At 70.8% G+C, this 18010-nt stretch carries 15 protein-coding genes; 5 read left to right on the forward strand and 10 right to left on the reverse strand.

Translation table 11 applies throughout. The features are described 5' to 3' along the window. Positions 1-35: 35 nt before the first annotated feature. Complete coding sequence (locus ACXKR8_RS47005) at positions 36-215, reverse strand: hypothetical protein (RefSeq protein WP_458270673.1); 180 nt, start codon at positions 213-215, stop codon at positions 36-38. A 58-nt stretch (positions 216-273) separates the two neighbouring features. Here ACXKR8_RS47005 and ACXKR8_RS47010 point away from each other — a divergent pair, with 58 nt between their 5' ends. Next, positions 274-591 carry a hypothetical protein gene (locus ACXKR8_RS47010; protein ID WP_458270674.1) on the forward strand — a complete coding sequence of 106 codons (318 nt, stop codon included), beginning with the start codon at positions 274-276 and terminating at the stop codon, positions 589-591. On the opposite strand, the gene ACXKR8_RS47015 is transcribed toward ACXKR8_RS47010, so the two are convergent. Next, positions 592-1035, reverse strand: coding sequence for a MarR family winged helix-turn-helix transcriptional regulator (locus tag ACXKR8_RS47015; protein WP_458275260.1), 444 nt, complete (start codon positions 1033-1035; stop codon positions 592-594). On the opposite strand from ACXKR8_RS47015, the gene ACXKR8_RS47020 reads away from it, so the two are divergent. Next, a complete protein-coding gene (locus ACXKR8_RS47020) occupies positions 940-1215 on the forward strand; it encodes a cupin domain-containing protein (protein WP_458275296.1) in 276 nt (91 codons plus the stop codon). The two genes, ACXKR8_RS47015 and ACXKR8_RS47020, sit on opposite strands and share 96 nt — an antisense overlap. A 42-nt stretch (positions 1216-1257) precedes the next feature. Here ACXKR8_RS47020 and ACXKR8_RS47025 read toward each other — a convergent pair whose 3' ends face one another. After that, a complete protein-coding gene (locus tag ACXKR8_RS47025) occupies positions 1258-2310 on the reverse strand; it encodes an aldo/keto reductase (protein WP_458270675.1) in 1053 nt (350 codons plus the stop codon). A gap of 122 nt (positions 2311-2432) precedes the next feature. Between ACXKR8_RS47025 and ACXKR8_RS47030 the strand changes: the two genes are divergently transcribed. Beyond that, the gene (locus tag ACXKR8_RS47030; RefSeq protein WP_458270676.1) at positions 2433-2990 is read left to right on the forward strand and encodes a TetR/AcrR family transcriptional regulator; all 558 of its coding nucleotides are present in this window, start codon (positions 2433-2435) and stop codon (positions 2988-2990) included. Positions 2991-3076: 86 nt separating this feature from the next. Here the strand turns inward: ACXKR8_RS47030 and ACXKR8_RS47035 are convergent, their stop codons facing one another. Continuing rightward, entirely contained in the window at positions 3077-3634 is a 558-nt protein-coding gene (locus tag ACXKR8_RS47035; RefSeq protein WP_462100150.1) for a GNAT family N-acetyltransferase, read from the reverse strand. A gap of 69 nt (positions 3635-3703) precedes the next feature. Here ACXKR8_RS47035 and ACXKR8_RS47040 point away from each other — a divergent pair, with 69 nt between their 5' ends. Further along, positions 3704-4729, forward strand: coding sequence for a GNAT family N-acetyltransferase (locus ACXKR8_RS47040; RefSeq protein WP_458270678.1), 1026 nt, complete (start codon positions 3704-3706; stop codon positions 4727-4729). Between the two features lie 18 nt (positions 4730-4747). Here the strand turns inward: ACXKR8_RS47040 and ACXKR8_RS47045 are convergent, their stop codons facing one another. The 6 genes from ACXKR8_RS47045 to ACXKR8_RS47070 form a co-directional block, all read right to left on the reverse strand. Continuing rightward, positions 4748-6655 carry a potassium transporter Kup gene (locus ACXKR8_RS47045; protein WP_458270679.1) on the reverse strand — a complete coding sequence of 636 codons (1908 nt, stop codon included), beginning with the start codon at positions 6653-6655 and terminating at the stop codon, positions 4748-4750. A gap of 108 nt (positions 6656-6763) precedes the next feature. Next, entirely contained in the window at positions 6764-8884 is a 2121-nt protein-coding gene (locus ACXKR8_RS47050; RefSeq protein WP_458270680.1) for a S53 family peptidase, read from the reverse strand. An 8-nt stretch (positions 8885-8892) separates the two neighbouring features. After that, positions 8893-12717 (reverse strand): S8 family serine peptidase, encoded by a 3825-nt coding sequence (locus ACXKR8_RS47055; RefSeq protein WP_458270681.1) that lies wholly within the window; start codon positions 12715-12717, stop codon positions 8893-8895. A gap of 155 nt (positions 12718-12872) precedes the next feature. Beyond that, on the reverse strand, positions 12873-13910 hold the full coding sequence (locus ACXKR8_RS47060) for a winged helix-turn-helix transcriptional regulator (RefSeq protein WP_458270682.1): 1038 nt from the start codon (positions 13908-13910) through the stop codon (positions 12873-12875). Between the two features lie 106 nt (positions 13911-14016). After that, on the reverse strand, positions 14017-14454 hold the full coding sequence (locus ACXKR8_RS47065) for an RICIN domain-containing protein (RefSeq protein ID WP_462100151.1): 438 nt from the start codon (positions 14452-14454) through the stop codon (positions 14017-14019). Continuing rightward, complete coding sequence (locus ACXKR8_RS47070) at positions 14451-15776, reverse strand: glycoside hydrolase family 27 protein (RefSeq protein ID WP_462100152.1); 1326 nt, start codon at positions 15774-15776, stop codon at positions 14451-14453. The genes ACXKR8_RS47065 and ACXKR8_RS47070 overlap by 4 nt, the downstream gene beginning before the upstream one ends. Positions 15777-16146: 370 nt before the next feature. On the opposite strand from ACXKR8_RS47070, the gene ACXKR8_RS47075 reads away from it, so the two are divergent. Further along, positions 16147-18000, forward strand: a complete 1854-nt coding sequence (locus tag ACXKR8_RS47075) for a peptide ABC transporter substrate-binding protein (protein ID WP_458270684.1) — start codon at positions 16147-16149, stop codon at positions 17998-18000. The last annotated feature ends 10 nt before the right edge of the window (positions 18001-18010 follow it).

The following is an 18010-nucleotide window of genomic DNA, read 5'->3' on the forward strand; positions in this document are numbered from 1 at the left end:
GCCCGTCAGAGATCGGGCCACGTCGAACATGTCAGTCATACGCGGACCGTTTCCGTCACCTGCGGAACCGTGGACTGCCGCCGGGCCTGTGCGGCGTCGCCGTAGTCCCGCACCGACAGCACCAGCAGCCCGTCGTCCCGCACGACCCGCCGCATCTCGCCCACCGCGCGGCGGACATCGTCCTCGGTCAGCAGGTGCGCCAGAGTTGTCCGCACTCAGCACGACGTCGAAAATCATTGGCCGCGGACGCGGTCGGTGCGGGACCCTGACCGCATGCCTCGACGTCTCATGTTTGTGCAGGTGAAGTCCGGTTACAACACCGACCGTGGTCCCTCCTGGATCGGGTGGGTGGACTTCTCGAAGACCTGGAGCACTGCGTATTTCCAGGGGAGGACCCTGCGCCGGGCAGGCGGAGGCGATGGGAACTTCTACGACGCGCAGACCAGCGAACGGTTCTGGGTCTCCGGGCCGAAGCGGGACCGCACGGACACCCGCTACGGCCCCGCCACCACGGAAATCGAGCCGGAAGCCGTCGCGACCTATCACGCCTTCCTGGAAGGCGCGCCTCTGCCGGGCCGGGAAAACGGCTAGTCAGGTGGTGCCGAACCAGCCGGGGACGTCCAGTCGGAAGATGTCCGGGGGTGTCACGCGACGCAGGTCGCTCTCCAGGGCCCGCAGGCGTTCCAGGCCCAGCGTCTCGGCCCAGCCGGCGCGCAGGTCGTCGAAGATGCGCGCCGATCGCTCCAGGCAGTCGATGCCGTGGGCGGTCAGCTTGAACACTTTGCGCCGGGCGTCCCTGATGTCTGTGCCTCGTTCCAGGTAGCCGAGACGTTCCAAGGTGTCGATGGTCTTGCCCGCGGCTTGTTTGGACACGCCGAGGCGGCGGCCGAGTTCGGTCGCGGTGGTGCCGTCGGGGCCGATCGACTGAAAGACGAAGCCGTGCATCGGGCGGAGCTCTGCATAGCCCTGACGGGCCAGTTCGGCGTGCAGATCGTCGAGGAGGACGCGGAAGCCGAGGAGCAGCCGGAGCGGCAGCTCCGCGGCCGGGAACTGGCTCTGGGGCCCGGGGACACGGTCGTCGTCCCCGCTGGAGAGCTGCGCCGCTTCAGCACCGGCCCGGACGGCGGGTTCGCCGCCATCGTCGCCGGGCCCGCCGACTCCCGGGCCGCGCTGGCCGACGGCTCCGACAGGGGCGTGCCGGGGTGGATCGTCTGACACGGTGACCGCGGGCCGGCGCGGACGTGGCCCAGCTCTACGTCAGCGTTCGTCCTCGGCGGCGGCGGGCTTGATGCCGAAACGGGCGGAGATGCGGGCCAGTTGGGCCGGGTCGGAGATGCCCTGGAAGTCGTCCCTGGGGGTGTAGGGGGCTTCGAGGGTGTCGATCTCGTCGGCGGTCAGCTCGATGGCGAGTGAGGCCACCGCGTCGGCGAGGTGCGTGGCCTTGGTGGCGCCGACGATCGGGGCGGTCACCACGGGCTTGGACCGCAGCCAGGCGAGGGCGATCTGGGCGCGGGAGACGCCGCGGGCGTCAGCCACGGCGCCGACGGCCTCAATGATCCTGCGGTCACTGTCGGCCTGCGAGTAGAGCAGGTCGGCGTAACCGCCGTCGGTGTCGGTGCGGTTGGTCTCCTCGCCCGGCGGCCGGGTGAGGCGGCCGCGGGCGAGCGGGCTCCACGGAATCGTGCCGACGCCCTCGTCCAGGCACAGCGGGAGCATCTCCCGCTCCTCCTCGCGGGCCAGCAGGTTGTAGTGGTCCTGCATCGAGACGTAGCGGGCCCAGCCGTGCTGCTTCTGCAGGTTCAGCGCCTTGGCGAACTCCCAGGCCTTCATCGAGGAGGCGCCGAGGTAGCGGACCTTGCCCGCCTTCACCACGTCGTGCAGCGCCTCCAGCGTCTCCTCCATGGGGGTGGTCGGGTCGTGCCGGTGGATCTGGTAGAGATCGATGTAGTCGGTGCCCAGCCGCCGCAGACTGTGGTCGACCTCGGTGAGGACCGCCTTGCGGGACAGGCCCGATCCATTGGGGCCCGACCGCATGACGTGGCGCAGCTTGGTGGCGATGACGATTTCGTCGCGGTCCGCGAAGTCCTTCAGCGCCCGGCCGGTGATCTCCTCGCTCGACCCCTGCGAGTACATGTTCGCGGTGTCGAAGAAGTTGATGCCCGCGTCCAGCGCCTGCTTGATCATCGGACGGCTGCGCTCCTCGTCGAGCGACCAGGCGGGGTGGCCGCGGTCGGGCTCGCCGAAGGTCATGCAGCCGAGCGCGATGGGGGAGACGTCCAGGCCGGTGGTGCCGAGTTTGACGTAGTGCATGGGGTGCCATCCTCACGGGGCGGTGTTCTCCGATACAATCGGAGAGCTCTCCATTTGAAGGTAACGGAGACCTCTCCGGAACGCAACCGCGCTCCCCCGAGCAGGACAGGACGGAGGCAGAGATGCCAGAGCCGAAACCGGCCGTGATGCGCATCGACGCGCAGAACAACCGTGCCCGCATCCTGGAGGTCGCCCACGAGATGCTGGCCGCGTCCAGCGAGGTCTCGCTCAACTCGATCGCCAAGGCGGCGGGGGTGGGGCCGGGGACGCTGTACCGGCACTTCCCCAACCGGGAGGCGCTGATCCTGGCGCTGTACCGGCACGATGTGCAGCGGCTGGTCGACTCCGCGCCCGAGCTGCTGGCCGGCCAGTCGCCGCTGTCCGCGCTGGGGCACTGGTTCGAGCGCCTGACCTCGTACATTCGGCTCAAGCACGGGCTCGGCGACGCGCTGGACGCGGCGACCAAGGAGGCCGTCAACGACGAGACCTACGGCCCGGTCGTGGGCGCCATCGCGCTGATGCTCGCCGCAGGGGCGGCCGACGGAACGATCCGCCCCGGGCTCGACCCCGCCGACGTCCTGGTCCTGATGAGCTGCCTGTGGCGCACCCCGGACACGGCCGAGGGCCATGAGCAGAGCCGGCGCCTGCTCGCCGCCATCTCCCGCGGGCTGCAGCCCTGAGCGGGCGTCAGAGTGTCACTGTCCGGCGGTGACGCCGACCGCCCGGGGCCGTCGGCGGTGACGCCGACCGCCCGGGGCCGCCGTGGTCAGACCTCCAGGCCGTTGCGGTCGACGGTGTGGCCGTGCGGCCAGTGGGTCAACGGGGCGGCCACGGGGAGCACCAGGGCCGGGCCGTGGTAGACCTCGGGGCGGTGGTTGTTGTCGATCATTCGGGTGACCTGTCCGTCCACCTGCTGCCAACCGCCGCCGCGGTAGAACGGGACGACCTCGGGACGGCAGGTCAGGAAGCCGAAGGGCAGGGCGAGGTCGGCCATCGCCCGGGTGGTGCGGTCGAGCAGCGCGCTGCCGACGCGCCGGCCCTGGAGGTCGGGATCGACCGCGACCAGCCCGACATCGCCGACGAGCAGGCTGGTGTCGGTGTCGGCGACCCGCAGGAAGCGACGGAGCAGTCCGAGATGGGCGACGGGCCGGTCGCCCGCGCTGCCGATGATCCTGGCCTCCGGGCGGGCCCCGGACCAGCTCCGTCCCCGGCTGAACAGCTCGGCGTGCTGGGGGTACACCCTCGCCAGCAACTCGGCGAGGGCCTCATGCCGCTCCAGCGGGATGTCGTTCTCCCAGGTCACAGCCCATGTCAATGGATCCACCCCGTTGTTCTACCAGACGCACGGCGAAAACCGTTTGCGTGCGGGCTGTGCGGTGGTGATCGTGCGGGTATGGATATCCACCGTCTTGATCCGCACGACGAGGTGACCTCCGCGCAGTGGTACGCGGCGCAGAGCATCGGCAGCTCTGCCGGGCTGACCAGCCCCTTTGTGATCGGGGAGCAGGCTGTGCTGACCTCGCTGCGCAGCAACGACGCCAACCCGTACGTCGATCGCCGCGCCCTCGGGGCTTGGGAGGGGGCCGAGTGCCTGGGCACGGCGCAGCTGGAGCTGCCTCGTCGCGACAACACGCATACGGCCTCGATCGAGGTGAGTGTGCTGCCCCGGGTCCGGCATCGGGGCATCGGAGCGGCCCTGTTCGATGCCGCGATCGCCGAGGTCCGGGCCGAGGGTAGGACGGTCGTCGGCAGTACGGTCAACACGGCTGCGGTCAACGCGGTTGCGGACACCCCGCTGCTGGACAGTCCGGGCGGACGTTTCGCCGCGCGCCGCGGATTCACCACCGTGCACACCCAGCGGCGGCTGCTGCTCGAGCTGCCGGTGTCCGAGGCGGGGATTGCCGGGCTGGAGCGGGAGGCGCGGCCGCGGTCCGGCGGCTACCGGGCATCCGGCTGGACGGGGGTGCCGCCGCAGGAGTGGCTGGGGGCCTATGCCGAGATGCAGACGTTGATGGAGTTGGACGTGCCCACCGGCGAGGTGGACCGGGAACCCGTGGTGCACGACGCCGAGCGCGTCCTGGCCTCGCAGCAGCGGCTCCTCGACCAGGGGTACCGCCTGGTCACCAGCCTGGTGCTGGACTCGGCGGACAGCCCGGTCGGCTACAGCACCATGTTCGTGACCGGCGGCCCCGGCGAGGACGTCGTGCAGGACAACACCTTCGTCCTGCGGGCCCACCGGGGGCACCGGTTGTCCACCCTGGCGAAGGCCGCCAACCTGCGGCAGTTGGCGCAGCACTTTCCGCGGTCCCGGCAGGTGCACACCTGGACGGCGAACTCCAACGAGGCCATGCGGTCGGTGAACCAGCGCTTCGGCTTCCGCCCGGTGGAGACCGTGTACGAGGTCGAACTCGCGCTGTGAGGTGGGGCGAGGAGCCTGTCACACCTCGATGTGGGAGCCCATGATGACGGTGCGGTCCTGAGGGAGACCGAAGTACTCGGCGGCGTCGGCGGCGATGTAGGAGGTGGCGATGAACAGGTGCTTGCGCCACCGGGCCATGGTCGGGGCCTGGCCGCTGCGGAGCTCGATCTTCGACAGGAAGTAGGACGCCTGGTCGAGTTGCAACTGCCCCTCGGTGACGGCGGGGTCGAGCAGGGCCAGGGCGGCCGGCACGTCCGGGGTCTCCATGTAGCCGAAGCGGGCGGTGACGTGGATGATGCCGTCCTCGCCGTAGCCGAGGTTGTCGACGGTGACCCGTTGTTCGGCCGGGACGCGGGGCACGGTCTCGGTTTCGATGGAGAGGATCACCACCTGCTCGTGCCGCACGTGGTTGTGCTCGACATTGGCCCGCATGGCCAGCGGCGTGGTCCGCGCGCCCCGGTTCAGGAAGACGGCGGTGCCGGGCACCCGGGCCGCCGGGATCTCCCGGAAGTGCAGCCGGTCGACGAACTGACGCAGCGGGCCCTCGTGCCGTTCCCGCTCCGCGGTGACGATCTGTCGCCCGCGCTGCCAGGTCGTCATGACGGTGAACGCGGTGAATCCGATCAGCAGCGGCAGCCACGCGCCGTGGACGAGCTTGGTCACGTTGGCCGCCACGAACAGCAGGTCCACCGTGAGCAGCAGGGTCGCGCCGACGGCGATCAGCCACACCGGGGTGTTCCAGCGTGAGCGGGCGATGTAGAAGAACAGCAGGGTGGTGATGGTGATGGTGCCGGTGACGGCCATGCCGAAGGCGAAGGCCAGCGCGGCGGAGCTGCGGAAGGCGAAGACCAGGGTGAGCACGGAGACCATCAGCAGCCAGTTGATCCAGGGGACGTAGATCTGGCCCACGGTGGACTCGGAGGTGTGGGTGATGCGCAGCCTGGGCAGATAGCCGAGCTGGGCCGCCTGGGAGGCGACCGAGTACGCGCCGGTGATCACCGCCTGGGAGGCGATCACGGTGGCCGCGGTGGCGAGGATCACCAGCGGCAGTCGACCCCAGCCCGGGGCGAGCAGGAAGAACGGGCTGCTGATGTTGTGCGGGTCGGCGAGGATCAGCGCGCCCTGGCCGAGGTAGCTCAGCACGCAGGCGGGGAAGACCAGGAACAGCCAGGCGCGGGTGATCGAGCGGCGGCCGAAGTGGCCCATGTCGGCGTAGAGCGCCTCCGCGCCGGTGACCGCGAGCACGACCGCGGCCAGGGCGAAGAACGCGGTGCCGAAGTGGCCGACCAGGAAACCGAGGGCGTAGCTCGGCCACAGCGCGCGCAGGATCTGCGGGTGGTCGACGATCCCGTTCACCCCGCAGGCGCCGATGACGGTGAACCAGACGATCATCACGGGGCCGAACAGCCGGCCCACCGCCCCCGAGCCGCGCCGCTGGACCAGGAAGAGCACCACGATGATGGCCGCCGTGCCGGGCACGACCACGCTGTCCAGCGAGGGCTGGACCACTTTCAGGCCCTCCATCGCGGACAGCACCGAGATGGCCGGAGTGATCATGCTGTCGCCGAAGAAGAGCGAGGCGCCGAAGATGCCCAGCGCCGCCAGCACGGCGGTGGTCCGCCGCCCCCGGGAGGAGGCGGACCGTCGCAGCAGGGTGATCAGCGCCATGATGCCGCCCTCACCGTCGTTGTCGGCGCGCATCGCCAGCAGGACGTAGGTGACCAGGACGATGATCACCACCGACCAGAACACCAGCGAGACCACCCCGTAGACGTTCCCGGTGGAGACCGGGACCGGGTGCGGGTCGTTCGGGTCGAACACGGTCTGCAGGGTGTAGATCGGACTGGTGCCGATGTCGCCGAAGACCACCCCGAGAGCGCCGATCATCAGCGCGAGACCCGCGGTTCCGGGCCGGCGATCGGTCATGGTGACTCCTCCGTGGGGGCGTTCTGCCGCTGATCGGTTACCGCGGACGATACCGACCCGCGGTGCGACAGTTCGCGGCAGCGCGCCGTTGCGCGCTGCCGCGGGCTGCTACTCGAAGGAGGTGAGGTAGGCGAGGGTGGGGGAGCCGACGCCGGTGGCGTTGTCGTAGCCCTTCACGGCGTTGAGGGTGGTGTCCTCGCCGAAGGCGACCAGCCCGATGTGCAGGGTGCCGTTGAGGAGGCCGAAGTCGGTCACCGAGTCCAGCGGCGCCTTGTTCTTCGCCGCGGCCCGGTCGACCACGTCGTGGAAGTCCTTGGTTCCGGCGCGCTGGTAGAGGGAGGGGTTGGCGAAGCCGATCGGGGTGCCCCTGCGGGCCTGGATGGCGTCGGCCTGCAGGGCGGAGAACTCGGGTGCGGCCACGCTGGTGCCGCCGTATCCGCCTTCGCTGTAGGGGGCGCCGTCGGACATGCCGACCAGCACCGAGGTGTAGAGGTCGCCGTTCATCGCCACGTCGGGGGTGACCCGCCGGGCCGAGGAGGCCTTGGCGCCGGTCATCAGGGTGCCGGACAGCGACTTGGGGACGACCCCGTTCTGGTACCAGGGCTGGGCGAAGTCCTCGCTGGTGCCGCCGCCTCCGCCGAAGTAGAAGGAGCCGGGCATCGGCGACCAGGCGGTGCCGTCCGGGGTGAGCGAGGAGCGCAGGGTGCCCATGTCGGTCTCGAAGCCGTAGCTGCCGGACTTGTCGGCGGTGCCCAGGGCGGTGCCGCCGACGGCGGTGACCCAGGGGTCGGAGTCGGGGAAGTTCGCCTGGGCCCGGGTGGTGCCGGGGTCGCAGTTGACGCCGGTGGCGGCCGCCGCGGGGGAGGAGTCGCCGCAGTCGCCCGCGGAGAAGTCGAAGCCGACGCCCTCGATGGCGCCCTGCTGGAAGATCTGCTCATAGGCGGCGATCAGGCCCGGGTCCATGTCACCGTTGGCGCCGGAGTGCATGATCTCGCCCCAGGAGCTGGAGACCACGTCGGCCAGGTGCTGGTCCACGACGGTGGCCAGGGCGGCGAGCAGGTCCTGGTCGGAGCAGGAGTTCGCGCCGACGTAGACCACGCCGGCGGCCGGGGCCAGGCCGTGGACCATCTCCACGTCCAGGGCCTCCTCCCCGGCCCAGCCCTCGGGGCCGCCGCAGGCGTCCTGGCTGTTCCACTGCGACTGGTCGACGACCTCGGTGTACTGGCCGGGCTTGAACGCCTTGTCGCCGTGCAGGGTGGCGAACCGGTCGGCGTCCTCGGCCATGGTGGGGGAGCCGTAGGCGTCCACGATCGCGACCGTGGCGCCCTTGCCGGTCAGGCCCGAGGCGGTGATGCCATAGGCCTTGCGCAGCTGAGAGGGCGCCAGCGAGCACTGGTCGTAGGGGGTGTTCGGGGCGTAGGTGGCCGGGCCCAGGCCCTTGGCGACCTTCTGCTGGCCCCAGTACGCGGAACAGGTCGCGGTGGTGGGGAAGGTCGTGCTCCCGGGCTTGGCGCCGGCCGGGTCCAGGCTGCTGCGCACCGAGACGGACTGGGGTTTGGCAGCCGGGGCGGTGCTGCTCAGGCCGGTGACGCCGAGGACGGCGGCGGACACCGAGGCGGGCAGCACGGCGTTGGCGACCGGAGCGTGCTGGAGCCTGCCGTGGACCCGGTACTGGTGGATGCCGGTGCCGAAGGCCTTGGCCTGGGCCGCGGCGGTGCCGGTGGCCTGGAGGTAGTGGGCGGTGGTCGCGGTGACCTTCAGCCCCGCGCCGGTGAGCCAGGCGCGGACCGCGGCGACCTGCTGGGGGGTGGCGCCGAAGCGCTGCTGGGCCTGGGCCGGGCTGAGGAAGGCGTCGTACTGGGGGGTGCCCTGGGTGGAGACGGCCTTGGCGTAGGCAGCCAGTCCGGCCGGGTCCTGACCGGCCAAGTAGACCCGGGCGGTGAGGGAGGTGCCGGCCGGGAGCGCTCCGGCGTCGACCGAGGGGGCGGCCCAGGCCGGGTGGGTGCCGGCCAGGGCGCGGGACTTGTGCTGCGGCGCGGCCTGGGAGGGGGCGGCAGCGCCGAGGGCTCCGGCGGCCAGGGCCAGGGCTGCGGCGGCGGCGCCGAGTATCCGCCCGCGGGTCGCGCGGGAGGGCAGGGTGGCAGTGATGAGGACTCCAGGGGGTGCGGTGGGTCGGGAGGTCGGTGCGGGTCGGCCGGGCAGTGCTGCCCGGCCGACCGGGGGAGCCACCGGGGTGGCTAGCGCAGGCCGTAGGCGCGCAGCACGGTCTGGCTGACGGTGTTGCCTGCCGAGTCCTTGGCGGTGGCGCGCAGCGAGAGGAAGGCAGCGGACCTGGGTGCCTTGAGGGCGGTGGTCCAGCTGCCGTCGGCCTGCTTCTTCAGGGTGGTGGCCACCCAGTCGGAGCCGTCGTTGTAGGAGACCTGCAGGGTGGCGCCGTTGATGGTGCCGCCGCCGGTCACTCCGGCGAGCTGGGAGGCGGCCAGGGTGAGCGTGGTGCTGCGGGGCACGTCCCCGTTGAGGTCGGTGGGGAGGCCGTAGTCGAGCTGGATCAGCGGCAGCAGCACCGTGCTGGTGCCCGAGGTGAAGCCCCATTCGGTGCGTGACGCCGGGGAGTTGGGCAGCACACCGCTCTGGCTGGTCGCCGCGACCAGGCGGTAGGGCAGCGGGTCGCCGCTGGGCAGGTCGACGTTCAGCTGCTGGTAGAGCGTGGAGCCGAGGTTCTTGCTGCCCTGATAGAGCGTCACCGTCTCGTGGAGCTGGTCGCCCTCGCCCCAGAGGTTCTGGTCGAAGCCGTCGTGGCCGGTGCCCGAGTCGCCCCAGCCGGGGACGTTGAGCGACATGAAGTCGTCCTGCCGGTCGGGGAGCCCCTGACTCTCGTTCAGGCGGGGGCGGAACGCGGCCAGGAACCAGTCGCTGCCGGTGCGGGCGCCCTTGACCGCCGGGGTGATCAGCGAGCGCTCCTGGACCGCGGCGTTGTCGGCCTCGTCGTACCAGGAGAACGTGCCGTTGCCGGGGGTGACCCAGTCGGTGCGGGTGGTCCCCAGGGCCTGGAGCGTCTGGAAACCGACGCCGTACTGGTCGAAGTCCTGCATGTCGTAGCGGCCCTCGTCGCCGGTGGCGGTGGTCGGGCCGCCGAAGCGGGAGTCGACCCGGGCCAGGTCGCTCTGCTTGGGGCGGTAGGTCAGATCACCGGCCGGGACGGCGCCGTCATGACGCTCCACCAGGTCGTAGACATAGGGGGAGGAGGGCGTCGAGCCGACGGTCAGCTTCAGCCCGGGACGGGTGGTCGCCGAGATCAGCGAGGCTCCCTCACCCGGCTGCAGGCTCGCCACCTCGATGGGGCTGTTGGCGCTGAAGTCGGCGCTGCCGTACCAGTCGTTCAGGCGCCCGACGTTGTCATTGACCACCAGCAGCAGCTTGGCTCCGGCCTTGGCCGCCGCCGCGGCCTGGGCCGAGTCGACGCCGAACTGGGTGGTGGGGTCGGCCTGCCGGTCGTACGACACCACCACGGCCTTGCCCTTGGCGTTCAGCCCGGCGTAGTCCGCGGTGGTGCCCAGCCCGGCATAGACCACGCCCAGCTGGGTGCGGCCGGCCGGGAGCATGGTGCTGCCGGGCTGGACCAGCAGATCAGGGAAGCTCTCGCTGGGGAACCGGGCCTGGGCGGCGGTGACCGTCAGCAGCGGGGCGGCCTTGCGCCAGCGGGTGTCGAACTGGAAGCTGCCGCTGGTGACCTTGGCCGTGGACTGGGCCCAGACGCTGGTGTAGGCGGGCGGGAGCAGGAAGTTCTCATTGAAGGCGCTGCCGCCCGCGACCCGGTTCCACTCGACCCGGGTCAGCTGGTTCTCCGCGGGTTGCGGCACCACCGAGGAGACCAGGTGGGCCTTGCGGGCGTCCAGGTCGGCCTCCCGGTTCCGGTCAAGTTGCAGCTGCGGCACCGAGAGGACGCCCAGGCCCAGGTCGTCCGGGCCCGCCGCGCCGGGAAGGTCGGCGTACATCAGGACGGAGTACTCGCCCTTGGGCAGCCGAAGGCTCAGCGAACCGCTGGCCGGGATCTCGATCTGGGTGGGGTACTCGTCGCCGGTGCGGTAGACCACCGCGACGCCCGACAGCGGGGCGCTGGTGCGGTCGGTGGCCTTGACGGTGAGGTTGTAGCGCTCGTCCTCGCGGTCGATGCCGACCAGGGTGTGCGCGAGCACCGCGCCGGTGGAGTCGGTGGCCTCCAGTTGGCCGTCGGTGACCCCGGGGCCCGCCGCGGCCGGGTCGCCGGTGACGGTCACCGAAGCGGTGCCGTGCGCGGGGACGGTGACGGTCGGCGCGGACAGGGTGAAGATGCCCGCGGGGGCGGCGCTGCCGTCGGCGTCGGCGGCCTTGACCGCGAGGTCGAGGGTGACCGCGCTGTCGCCGGTGTTGGTGTAGCTGACCGGTTGGGCGGTGGGCTTGGCGCCCGCGTTGGGCCAGGGGTAGTAGCCGGACCAGGCGGTGGCGGAGGCGTCGATGCCGCCCAGCACGGCGGCCTTGGCGTCCACCCGTCCGGCGCCGCCCTGGGTCAGCGCGATGCCGGGGGTCAGCCGGCTGGTGCTGACCAGCGCGTCCTTGAGCTGCTGACCGGTCCAGTCGGGGTGCTGCTCGGCCAGCAGTGCGGCGGCGCCCGCGACATGCGGGGTCGCCATCGAGGTGCCGCTCATGGTCACGTAGGGACCGGAGCCGTCGGTGTACTGCGAGCGGGCGGCCAGGATGTCCACGCCGGGGGCGGTGATCTCGGGCTTGAGGCCGCCGTCGGTCAGCCGCGGGCCCCAGCTGGAGAAGTAGGCGAGCGCGTCGCTGGAGTCGACGGCGCCGACGGTGAGCGCGGAGGTGGCGGCGCCGGGGGCGCCGATCCCTGCCGCGTCGCTGTTGCCGGCGGCGATGACGAACAGTGAGCCGGTGGCGGCGCTCAGGTCGTTGACGGCCTGGCTCAGCGGGTCGGTGCCGTCGCTGGGGTCGGCGGAGCCCAGGCTCATGCTGATGACCCGGGCGTGCTCGGTCTGGGCGGCCCACTGCATCCCGGCGATGACCCAGGACTCGTCGCCGTAGCCGGTGTCGTCCAGGACCTTGCCGACCAGCAGCTTGGCGCCGGGGGCCACGCCCTTCTCCTTGCCGTCGGAGGCGGCGCCGGTGCCGGCGATGGTGGAGGCGGTGTGGGTGCCGTGGCCGACCCGGTCGGTGGTGTCCTCGCCCGGTACGAAGCTCTGCGAGGCGGCGATCTGCCCGGCGAAGTCGGGGTGGCCCGCGTCGACCCCGGTGTCCAGGATGGCGACGTCGACGCCCTTGCCGTCGACGCCCGCGTTCCAGGCGTCGGGGGCGCCGATCTGCGCGGTGCTGTCCGCGAGGGTGGCCTTGACCTTGCCGTCCAGCCAGATCCGGCTGATGCCGGAGCCGAACACCGGGTTGGCCGCGACGGCCTGCTGCCGGGCCTGCGGGCTCAGCGGGGCGACCTTGGCCGACAGCGCCTTCGCCCGGGTCAGCGCGGCCGTGGGCGCGAGCTGCTGCCACAGCCGGGAGGTCTGCGCCAGCGCGGCGGACTCGGCGGCGCCGCCGATCGAGGGCAGCGTCCCGCGGACGGTCAGGCCCGGCAGGGCGGGCGCGGCCTTGGCGGCGGCGCCCGGGGCTCCGTACTGCACGATCAGGGGCAGGCTCGTGCTGCCCGCGTCGTCGTAGCCGTCGGCTATCAGTCCGGTGACGTCGAACAGCCGCTGGTCCAGCACTCCGGCCGCGACATACGGCAGCGCCTCGGTGGGATAGACGTACAGGTCCTTGCCGACGGTCTGGGTCTGCACGCCGCCGGTCAGGTTCTTGGGCCGCACCACCGTCGCCGCCGACTTGCCGTCCGCCAGGGCGGTCACGGTGACCCGGTCGCCGGTGATCAGGGTGACCGTGCGGGGCTTGGCGGCGGCGGAGGCACCGGCTGCGCCGGCGGTGGCGGACGCCGCTGCGGGGTGGTGGGCGGACGGGGTGGTGCCGGCGTGTGCGAGCGTCGGGGTCGCCGCGAGCACTGCCAGGACCGTGCCGACGGTTGTCAGCACAGGTCGACGACGCGTGGGGGATGGCAAGTCGTGCCCTCCGTGGTCTGTGTGGTCAACAGAGAATGAAGGACATTCTTGGGGCAGGTGTGTTTCTCCTGAACACCTCTTACCTGGCGGTTTACCGACATGGCGGTGACCTGCCGGATGACGGTGGATCAGGGTGACGGCGTGTCGGTCCCCTGGCTCATCCATCCGTGCTTCGCCGCGTGCAGGCCGAGCTGGAACCGGCTCTCCACCTGCGCCAGGTCCAGCAGCGCGCGGATCCTGCGTTCCACGGTGCGCAGGGACAGCTCCAGCTGCGCGGCGATCCGCCGGTCGGCCAACCCCAGGCCGAGCAGCGCCAGGATCTCCTGGTCCTGGGCGGTCGGCCCCTGCCGGACCAGGCGCCGGACCTCGGCCCTGACGGACAGTCGAAGCGGCTGGGCGCTGTCCCAGTACCGTTCGAACAGCAGCACCAGGGCCTGCACCAGGGCGGTTCCATGGACCACCAGGGCGTCGCCCGGGTTGTCCTCCTCCTTGAGGGACAGCGGCAGCATGGCGTTGGCCCGGTCGGAGATCAGCAGCCGCATCGGGATCGCCTCGGCCACCCGCACCTGCATGCCGTCGGTCAGGGCCTGGCGGACGTCGTCCAGCATGCCCGGCGCGTCGAGGTGCCGCAGCGCGAGCACGGTACGGAAGGAGACACCCCGGCGCAGTGCGTCGCGCTCCATCGGGTCCGCGGTGCTGCGGTCCACCGCGACCACCGCCTCGGGGGCGAAGATCAGCACCTCGTGCCGGGCGCCTTCCAGGAGCTGGGCGAAGCGGTGCCGGACGCCGACCGGCCCGTAGACCACTTCGACGACGCCGCCGGCCGCCCGGGAGGCGGCACTGCGGAACTGCTCGGCCAGGGCCGCCACACCCGCGCCGGTCTCCTCCAGGGCGGTGCGCTGACGCAGCAGCAGCGGGGCCAGCGCCACCGAGGGCGAGCTGGCCCGGAAGGTGCGGGCCGGGTCACCGGGGCCGTGGCCGGGGAACCCGGGAATGCCCTCGTCGACGACCAGGCCCTGTGCGGTCAGCAGGTCGAGCCGGGTGAGCACGGTGTCCACCGGCAGCCCGGTGCGCTGGGCCAGCGAGGCCGCGGAACTGCCCGGGTCGGCGATCAGGACGACGTACAGCTGCTCCAGTTCCGCCGGTATGCCTAGCGGTTCCAGCACGAGGTCTCCGTCCGCCGGATCCGTTCCATCGCGCCATGATCCCAGACGGCCGGCACCGCGCTGGGGGCGGTACCGGCCGGCCGGGGTTCAGTGCGACGTCATGGCGTCAGGCTTTGGTCCACTTCTGGTTGCTGCCGCCGTTGCAGGTCCAGAGCTCCACGCCGGTGCCGTTGGCGCTGGCGCCGCCGCCCTTGACGTCCAGGCACAGGCCCGACTGGACGCCGGTGATGGTGCCGTTGGCGTTCTGGGTCCACTGCTGGTTGGACTGGCCGTTGCAGGTGTAGAGGTCGACGTTGGTGCCGGACGTGGTGCCCTGGTTGAAGGCGTCCAGGCACAGGCCCAGCGATCGGATCGTGCCGCCGGAGTAGGTCCAACTCTGGTTGGCGCCGTGGTGGCAGTCCCAGACCTCCTGCAGGGTGCCGGGGGTGGCGTTGGAGTTGGGGTCGTCCAGGCAGCGGCCGGAGGCGGTGCTGACCAGTTCGGTGGCGCTGCTGGTCCCGGGCGGGGTCCGCAGCAGTTGGACGGCGCCGGGGCCGAGGTTCACGCTGTAGGTCCCGCTGATGGCGCCGACCGAGGAGCCGTCCACAGGTCGGTGGCGGTCGGCGAGGTGGTGATGCCGGCCGCGGCCAGGTTGACGCTGACGGTCTGGCTGGCGCTGCCCGAGTAGTTGAACAGCCCGATGAGCACGCTGCCGTCCGACTCGGTCTTGCTGTACACCTGCTGGTTGCCGTTGTTGACGATCCGTGAGGCGTCCACGGCGTCCTGGTCCACCGCGAGCACGGCCTTGTTCTTGAGGTAGCCGAGGTCGGTCGCGTCCAGATGGGTCAGGTCGGTGCCGAGGATCAGCGGTGAGGCCCCCATCGCCCACAGGCTCAGTTGCGACTGCCGTTCCGCCGCGGTCAGCCCGTCGTTGGAGCCGTTGCCGACCTCGATCGAGTCGTAGTCGTTGAACCCGCCGGGGCCGCCGTCCGGCTGCCAGGCGGCGACCTGGCCGAAGCGCTGCTGGACGTTGCCCCAGTCGGTCAGCGGGAAGCTGCTGCCGTTCGCGCCGCAGTAGCACTCGACGTCGCCGCCGGTGCGCCAGCCGTTGGAGTACTGCGCCCAGGTGCTCGCGCTGCCGATGGCGAGGTTGTTGGACAGCTCCAGGCGGATCGGACGGCCGGTCTGCTGCAGCGCGGACGACCAGGCCTGGACGTCGCCGACGTCGCCGGTGCCGACCCCGTCGATCTTGACGTAGTCCACGCCCCAGGAGGCGAACTCGTTGGCCCAGGAGTTGATGAACGCCTGCGCACCGGGCTTGCTGTAGTCGATGCCGACCATGCCGCCGCAGTTGTAGTTGCTCTCACCGCTGGTGGTCGCGATGTCGTCGGCGTGGTAACTCGTGCCCTGGATCGGGGTGTTCTGGGCGACGGCCTGCTTGGAGATGCCCGGGGTGACGTAGATCCCGAACTTCAGCCCGTCGCTGTGCACATGGGACGCGACCACGGCGATGCCGTCGGTGCCGCCGGACGCCGGGAACTTGGTGGTGTCGGTGGCCCACCGGCCGTACTGGTCCACGGTGGGGCCCTGGCCGCCCGGGCACTGGTAGTAGAAGTCGTCGATGTTGACGTACTGGTAGCCGGCCGCCGCCAGTCCGCTGCTCTTCATCGCGTCGGCCTGGGCGTCGATCACCGCGGCGGTCGGGGCCTTGCGGACGTAGCTCCAACTGCTCCAGCCCAGCACCGGGGTGAGCCCGACGCCGTTGTTCTGGGCCTGGGCCGCGGGCATCGGCAGCAGCGCCACGGTGATCGCCGCGGTCGCCGCGGTGAGCGCGGCGACCAGCCTCCGTGCCCTTCGGCTGACTGGTCGGGGGATTCCTGAACGCATGGGTGTCTCCGTCCTCGGTGTGCCTGGGTGGGGGGCGTTGCAGACAGGAGGGCGGCCGCCGCGTCCATCTGTGAGGCGTCTGGAACTCAACCCCACCGCTGACACCAAGTCAATATATGTTGCAGGATGAGTGGATTGAGTCTTGGATTTGTTGGATATTTTGGCTTTCCCTGGGCGTCGCGGGGCCCCGGCCGCCGAACATTTCGCAATCCTGCAACATTTGAATCATTGTGAGCGGCCGTCGGCCACTGCTATCAATGAACCATGATCGCGTAGGCGGCGGCCCCGGCCCAGGGGTCGGCGGGGGCATGAACCAGGCGGGCCATGGGTACTCCCATGCCCAAAAGCCTGGCATGGACATGATGAGAAGATGAGGACGACGATGCGTGCTTTCCAACGACTGAGAGTCGCCGCAGGCGCGACCGCCCTGGCCATGGTCGCTGTCGGCTGCAGCGGAGGCGGGGGCGGTGGTCACGGGGCGATCAGCAACGGCGAGAGCGCAAGCACCACCAAGGGCACGGTGAAACAGGGCGGCACGGTGACCATCGCGGAGGTGGGCTCGCAGCCCGACTTCATCTTCCCGCTGGCCCCGGCGACCAACCAGAACGGCTACAACGTCAACCTCACCCAGCCGCTGTGGCCGTACCTGGTGTACGCCGGCAGCGGCGGCGACTCGGTGGTGAACAAGGACAAGAGCCTGTTCAGCTCACTTGTCTACTCGAATGACGACAAGCGGATCACCATCACCCTGAAGAGCTGGAACTGGTCCGACGGCCAGCCGGTCACCAGCCGGGACTTCACCTTTGTCTACAACCTGCTGAAGGCCAACGCCAAGAACTGGAACGCCCACCTGGTCGGACTCTTCCCCGAGGACGTCGCCAAGGTGTCCACCCCGGACGCCCACACCGTGGTGCTGGACCTCACCCAGGCGTACAACCCGGACTTCTACACCGACGACGTGCTCAGCACCATCCCGCTGCTGCCCCAGCACGCCTGGGACAAGACCTCGGCCGACGGCGCGGTCGGCGACAACGACACCACCACCGCCGGCGCCAAGGCGGTCTACGCCTACCTGCAGAAGGAGGGCGCCAAGACCACCGCCTTCACCACCAACCCGCTCTGGCAGGTCGTCGACGGGCCCTGGAAGCTGTCCGAGTTCCGCAGCAACGGCTACTACAGCTATGTGCCCAACGCGGCGTACTCCGGGAGCAAGGCGACCGTCAGCAAGGTCGTCTACACGCCCTTCACCTCGGACACCCCCGAGATCAACGCCCTGCGCTCGGGCAGTTCCCTGGACGTGGCGTCGCTGCCGCTGAACGACATCAAGCAGGCGCAGGCGCTGGAGTCGAGCGGCTACGCGATCGCCAGCGTGCCCATCCCCGGCGTGGCCGAGATCGAGCCCAACCTCTACAACGCCCAGGTCGGGGCCCCGCTCCGGCAGTTGTACGTCCGGCAGGCGCTGGAGTCCCTGATCGACCGCAACCAGATCGTCTCCAAGGTCTACAACGGCTACGCGGACCCCGGCAACGGACCGGTGCCGGTCAAGGCCACCGGGGCCTGGGCCTCGCCGCTGGAGAAGGCGGGCGGACCCTACCCCTACGACCCGGCCAAGGCGACGTCGCTGCTGCAGTCGCACGGCTGGAAGGTCACCCCGGGCGGGACGACCACCTGCGCCAGCCCCGGCACCGGCCCCGCGCAGTGCGGCGAGGGCATCACCGCAGGCCAGGCCCTGACCTTCAGCCTGGTGTACTCCTCCGGCCGGGCCACCACGGACGAGCAGAACGCCGCCATCAAGTCCTCCGAGGCCCAGGCGGGCATCACCATCAACCTGAAGTCGGAGCCGTTCAACACGCTGATCAGCACCATCGGCACCTGCACCGCGGCCTCGCACCCGGCGTCCGGTTGCGGTTGGCAGCTGGCGGAGTTCGGCTACGACCCGTACCCGCTCTACCCCAACGGCACCGGGTTCTTCGACACCGGCGGCTACAACAACTCCGGCGGCTACTCCGACCCGAAGATGGACCAGCTGATCAAGGCCACCGAGTACGGCTCCTCGGCTGCCGCGTTCACCGCCTACGAGGACTATGCGGCCAACCAACTCCCTTGGCTTTGGCTGCCGTTGCGTGAGGGCATCCTGGTCTACCGGAAGAACCTGCAGGGCATCGTCCCGCTGAACCCGTTCTCCGGCGGACAGAACTTCGAAGACTGGGCCTACACCTCATGACGGGCGCCCG

The organism is Streptacidiphilus sp. PAMC 29251 (assembly GCF_054208735.2).

What these genes read in the sequence shown, in the direction of transcription:
- ACXKR8_RS47010 (WP_458270674.1), top strand. Translation starts at nt 274, where the DNA reads ATGCCTCGACGTCTCATGTTTGTGCAGGTGAAGTCCGGTTACAACACC.
- ACXKR8_RS47025 (WP_458270675.1), bottom strand. Translation starts at nt 2,310, where the DNA reads ATGCACTACGTCAAACTCGGCACCACCGGCCTGGACGTCTCCCCCATC.
- ACXKR8_RS47030 (WP_458270676.1), top strand. Translation starts at nt 2,433, where the DNA reads ATGCCAGAGCCGAAACCGGCCGTGATGCGCATCGACGCGCAGAACAAC.
- ACXKR8_RS47040 (WP_458270678.1), top strand. Translation starts at nt 3,704, where the DNA reads ATGGATATCCACCGTCTTGATCCGCACGACGAGGTGACCTCCGCGCAG.
- ACXKR8_RS47045 (WP_458270679.1), bottom strand. Translation starts at nt 6,655, where the DNA reads ATGACCGATCGCCGGCCCGGAACCGCGGGTCTCGCGCTGATGATCGGC.
- ACXKR8_RS47070 (WP_462100152.1), bottom strand. Translation starts at nt 15,776, where the DNA reads ATGCGTTCAGGAATCCCCCGACCAGTCAGCCGAAGGGCACGGAGGCTG.
- ACXKR8_RS47075 (WP_458270684.1), top strand. Translation starts at nt 16,147, where the DNA reads ATGAGGACGACGATGCGTGCTTTCCAACGACTGAGAGTCGCCGCAGGC.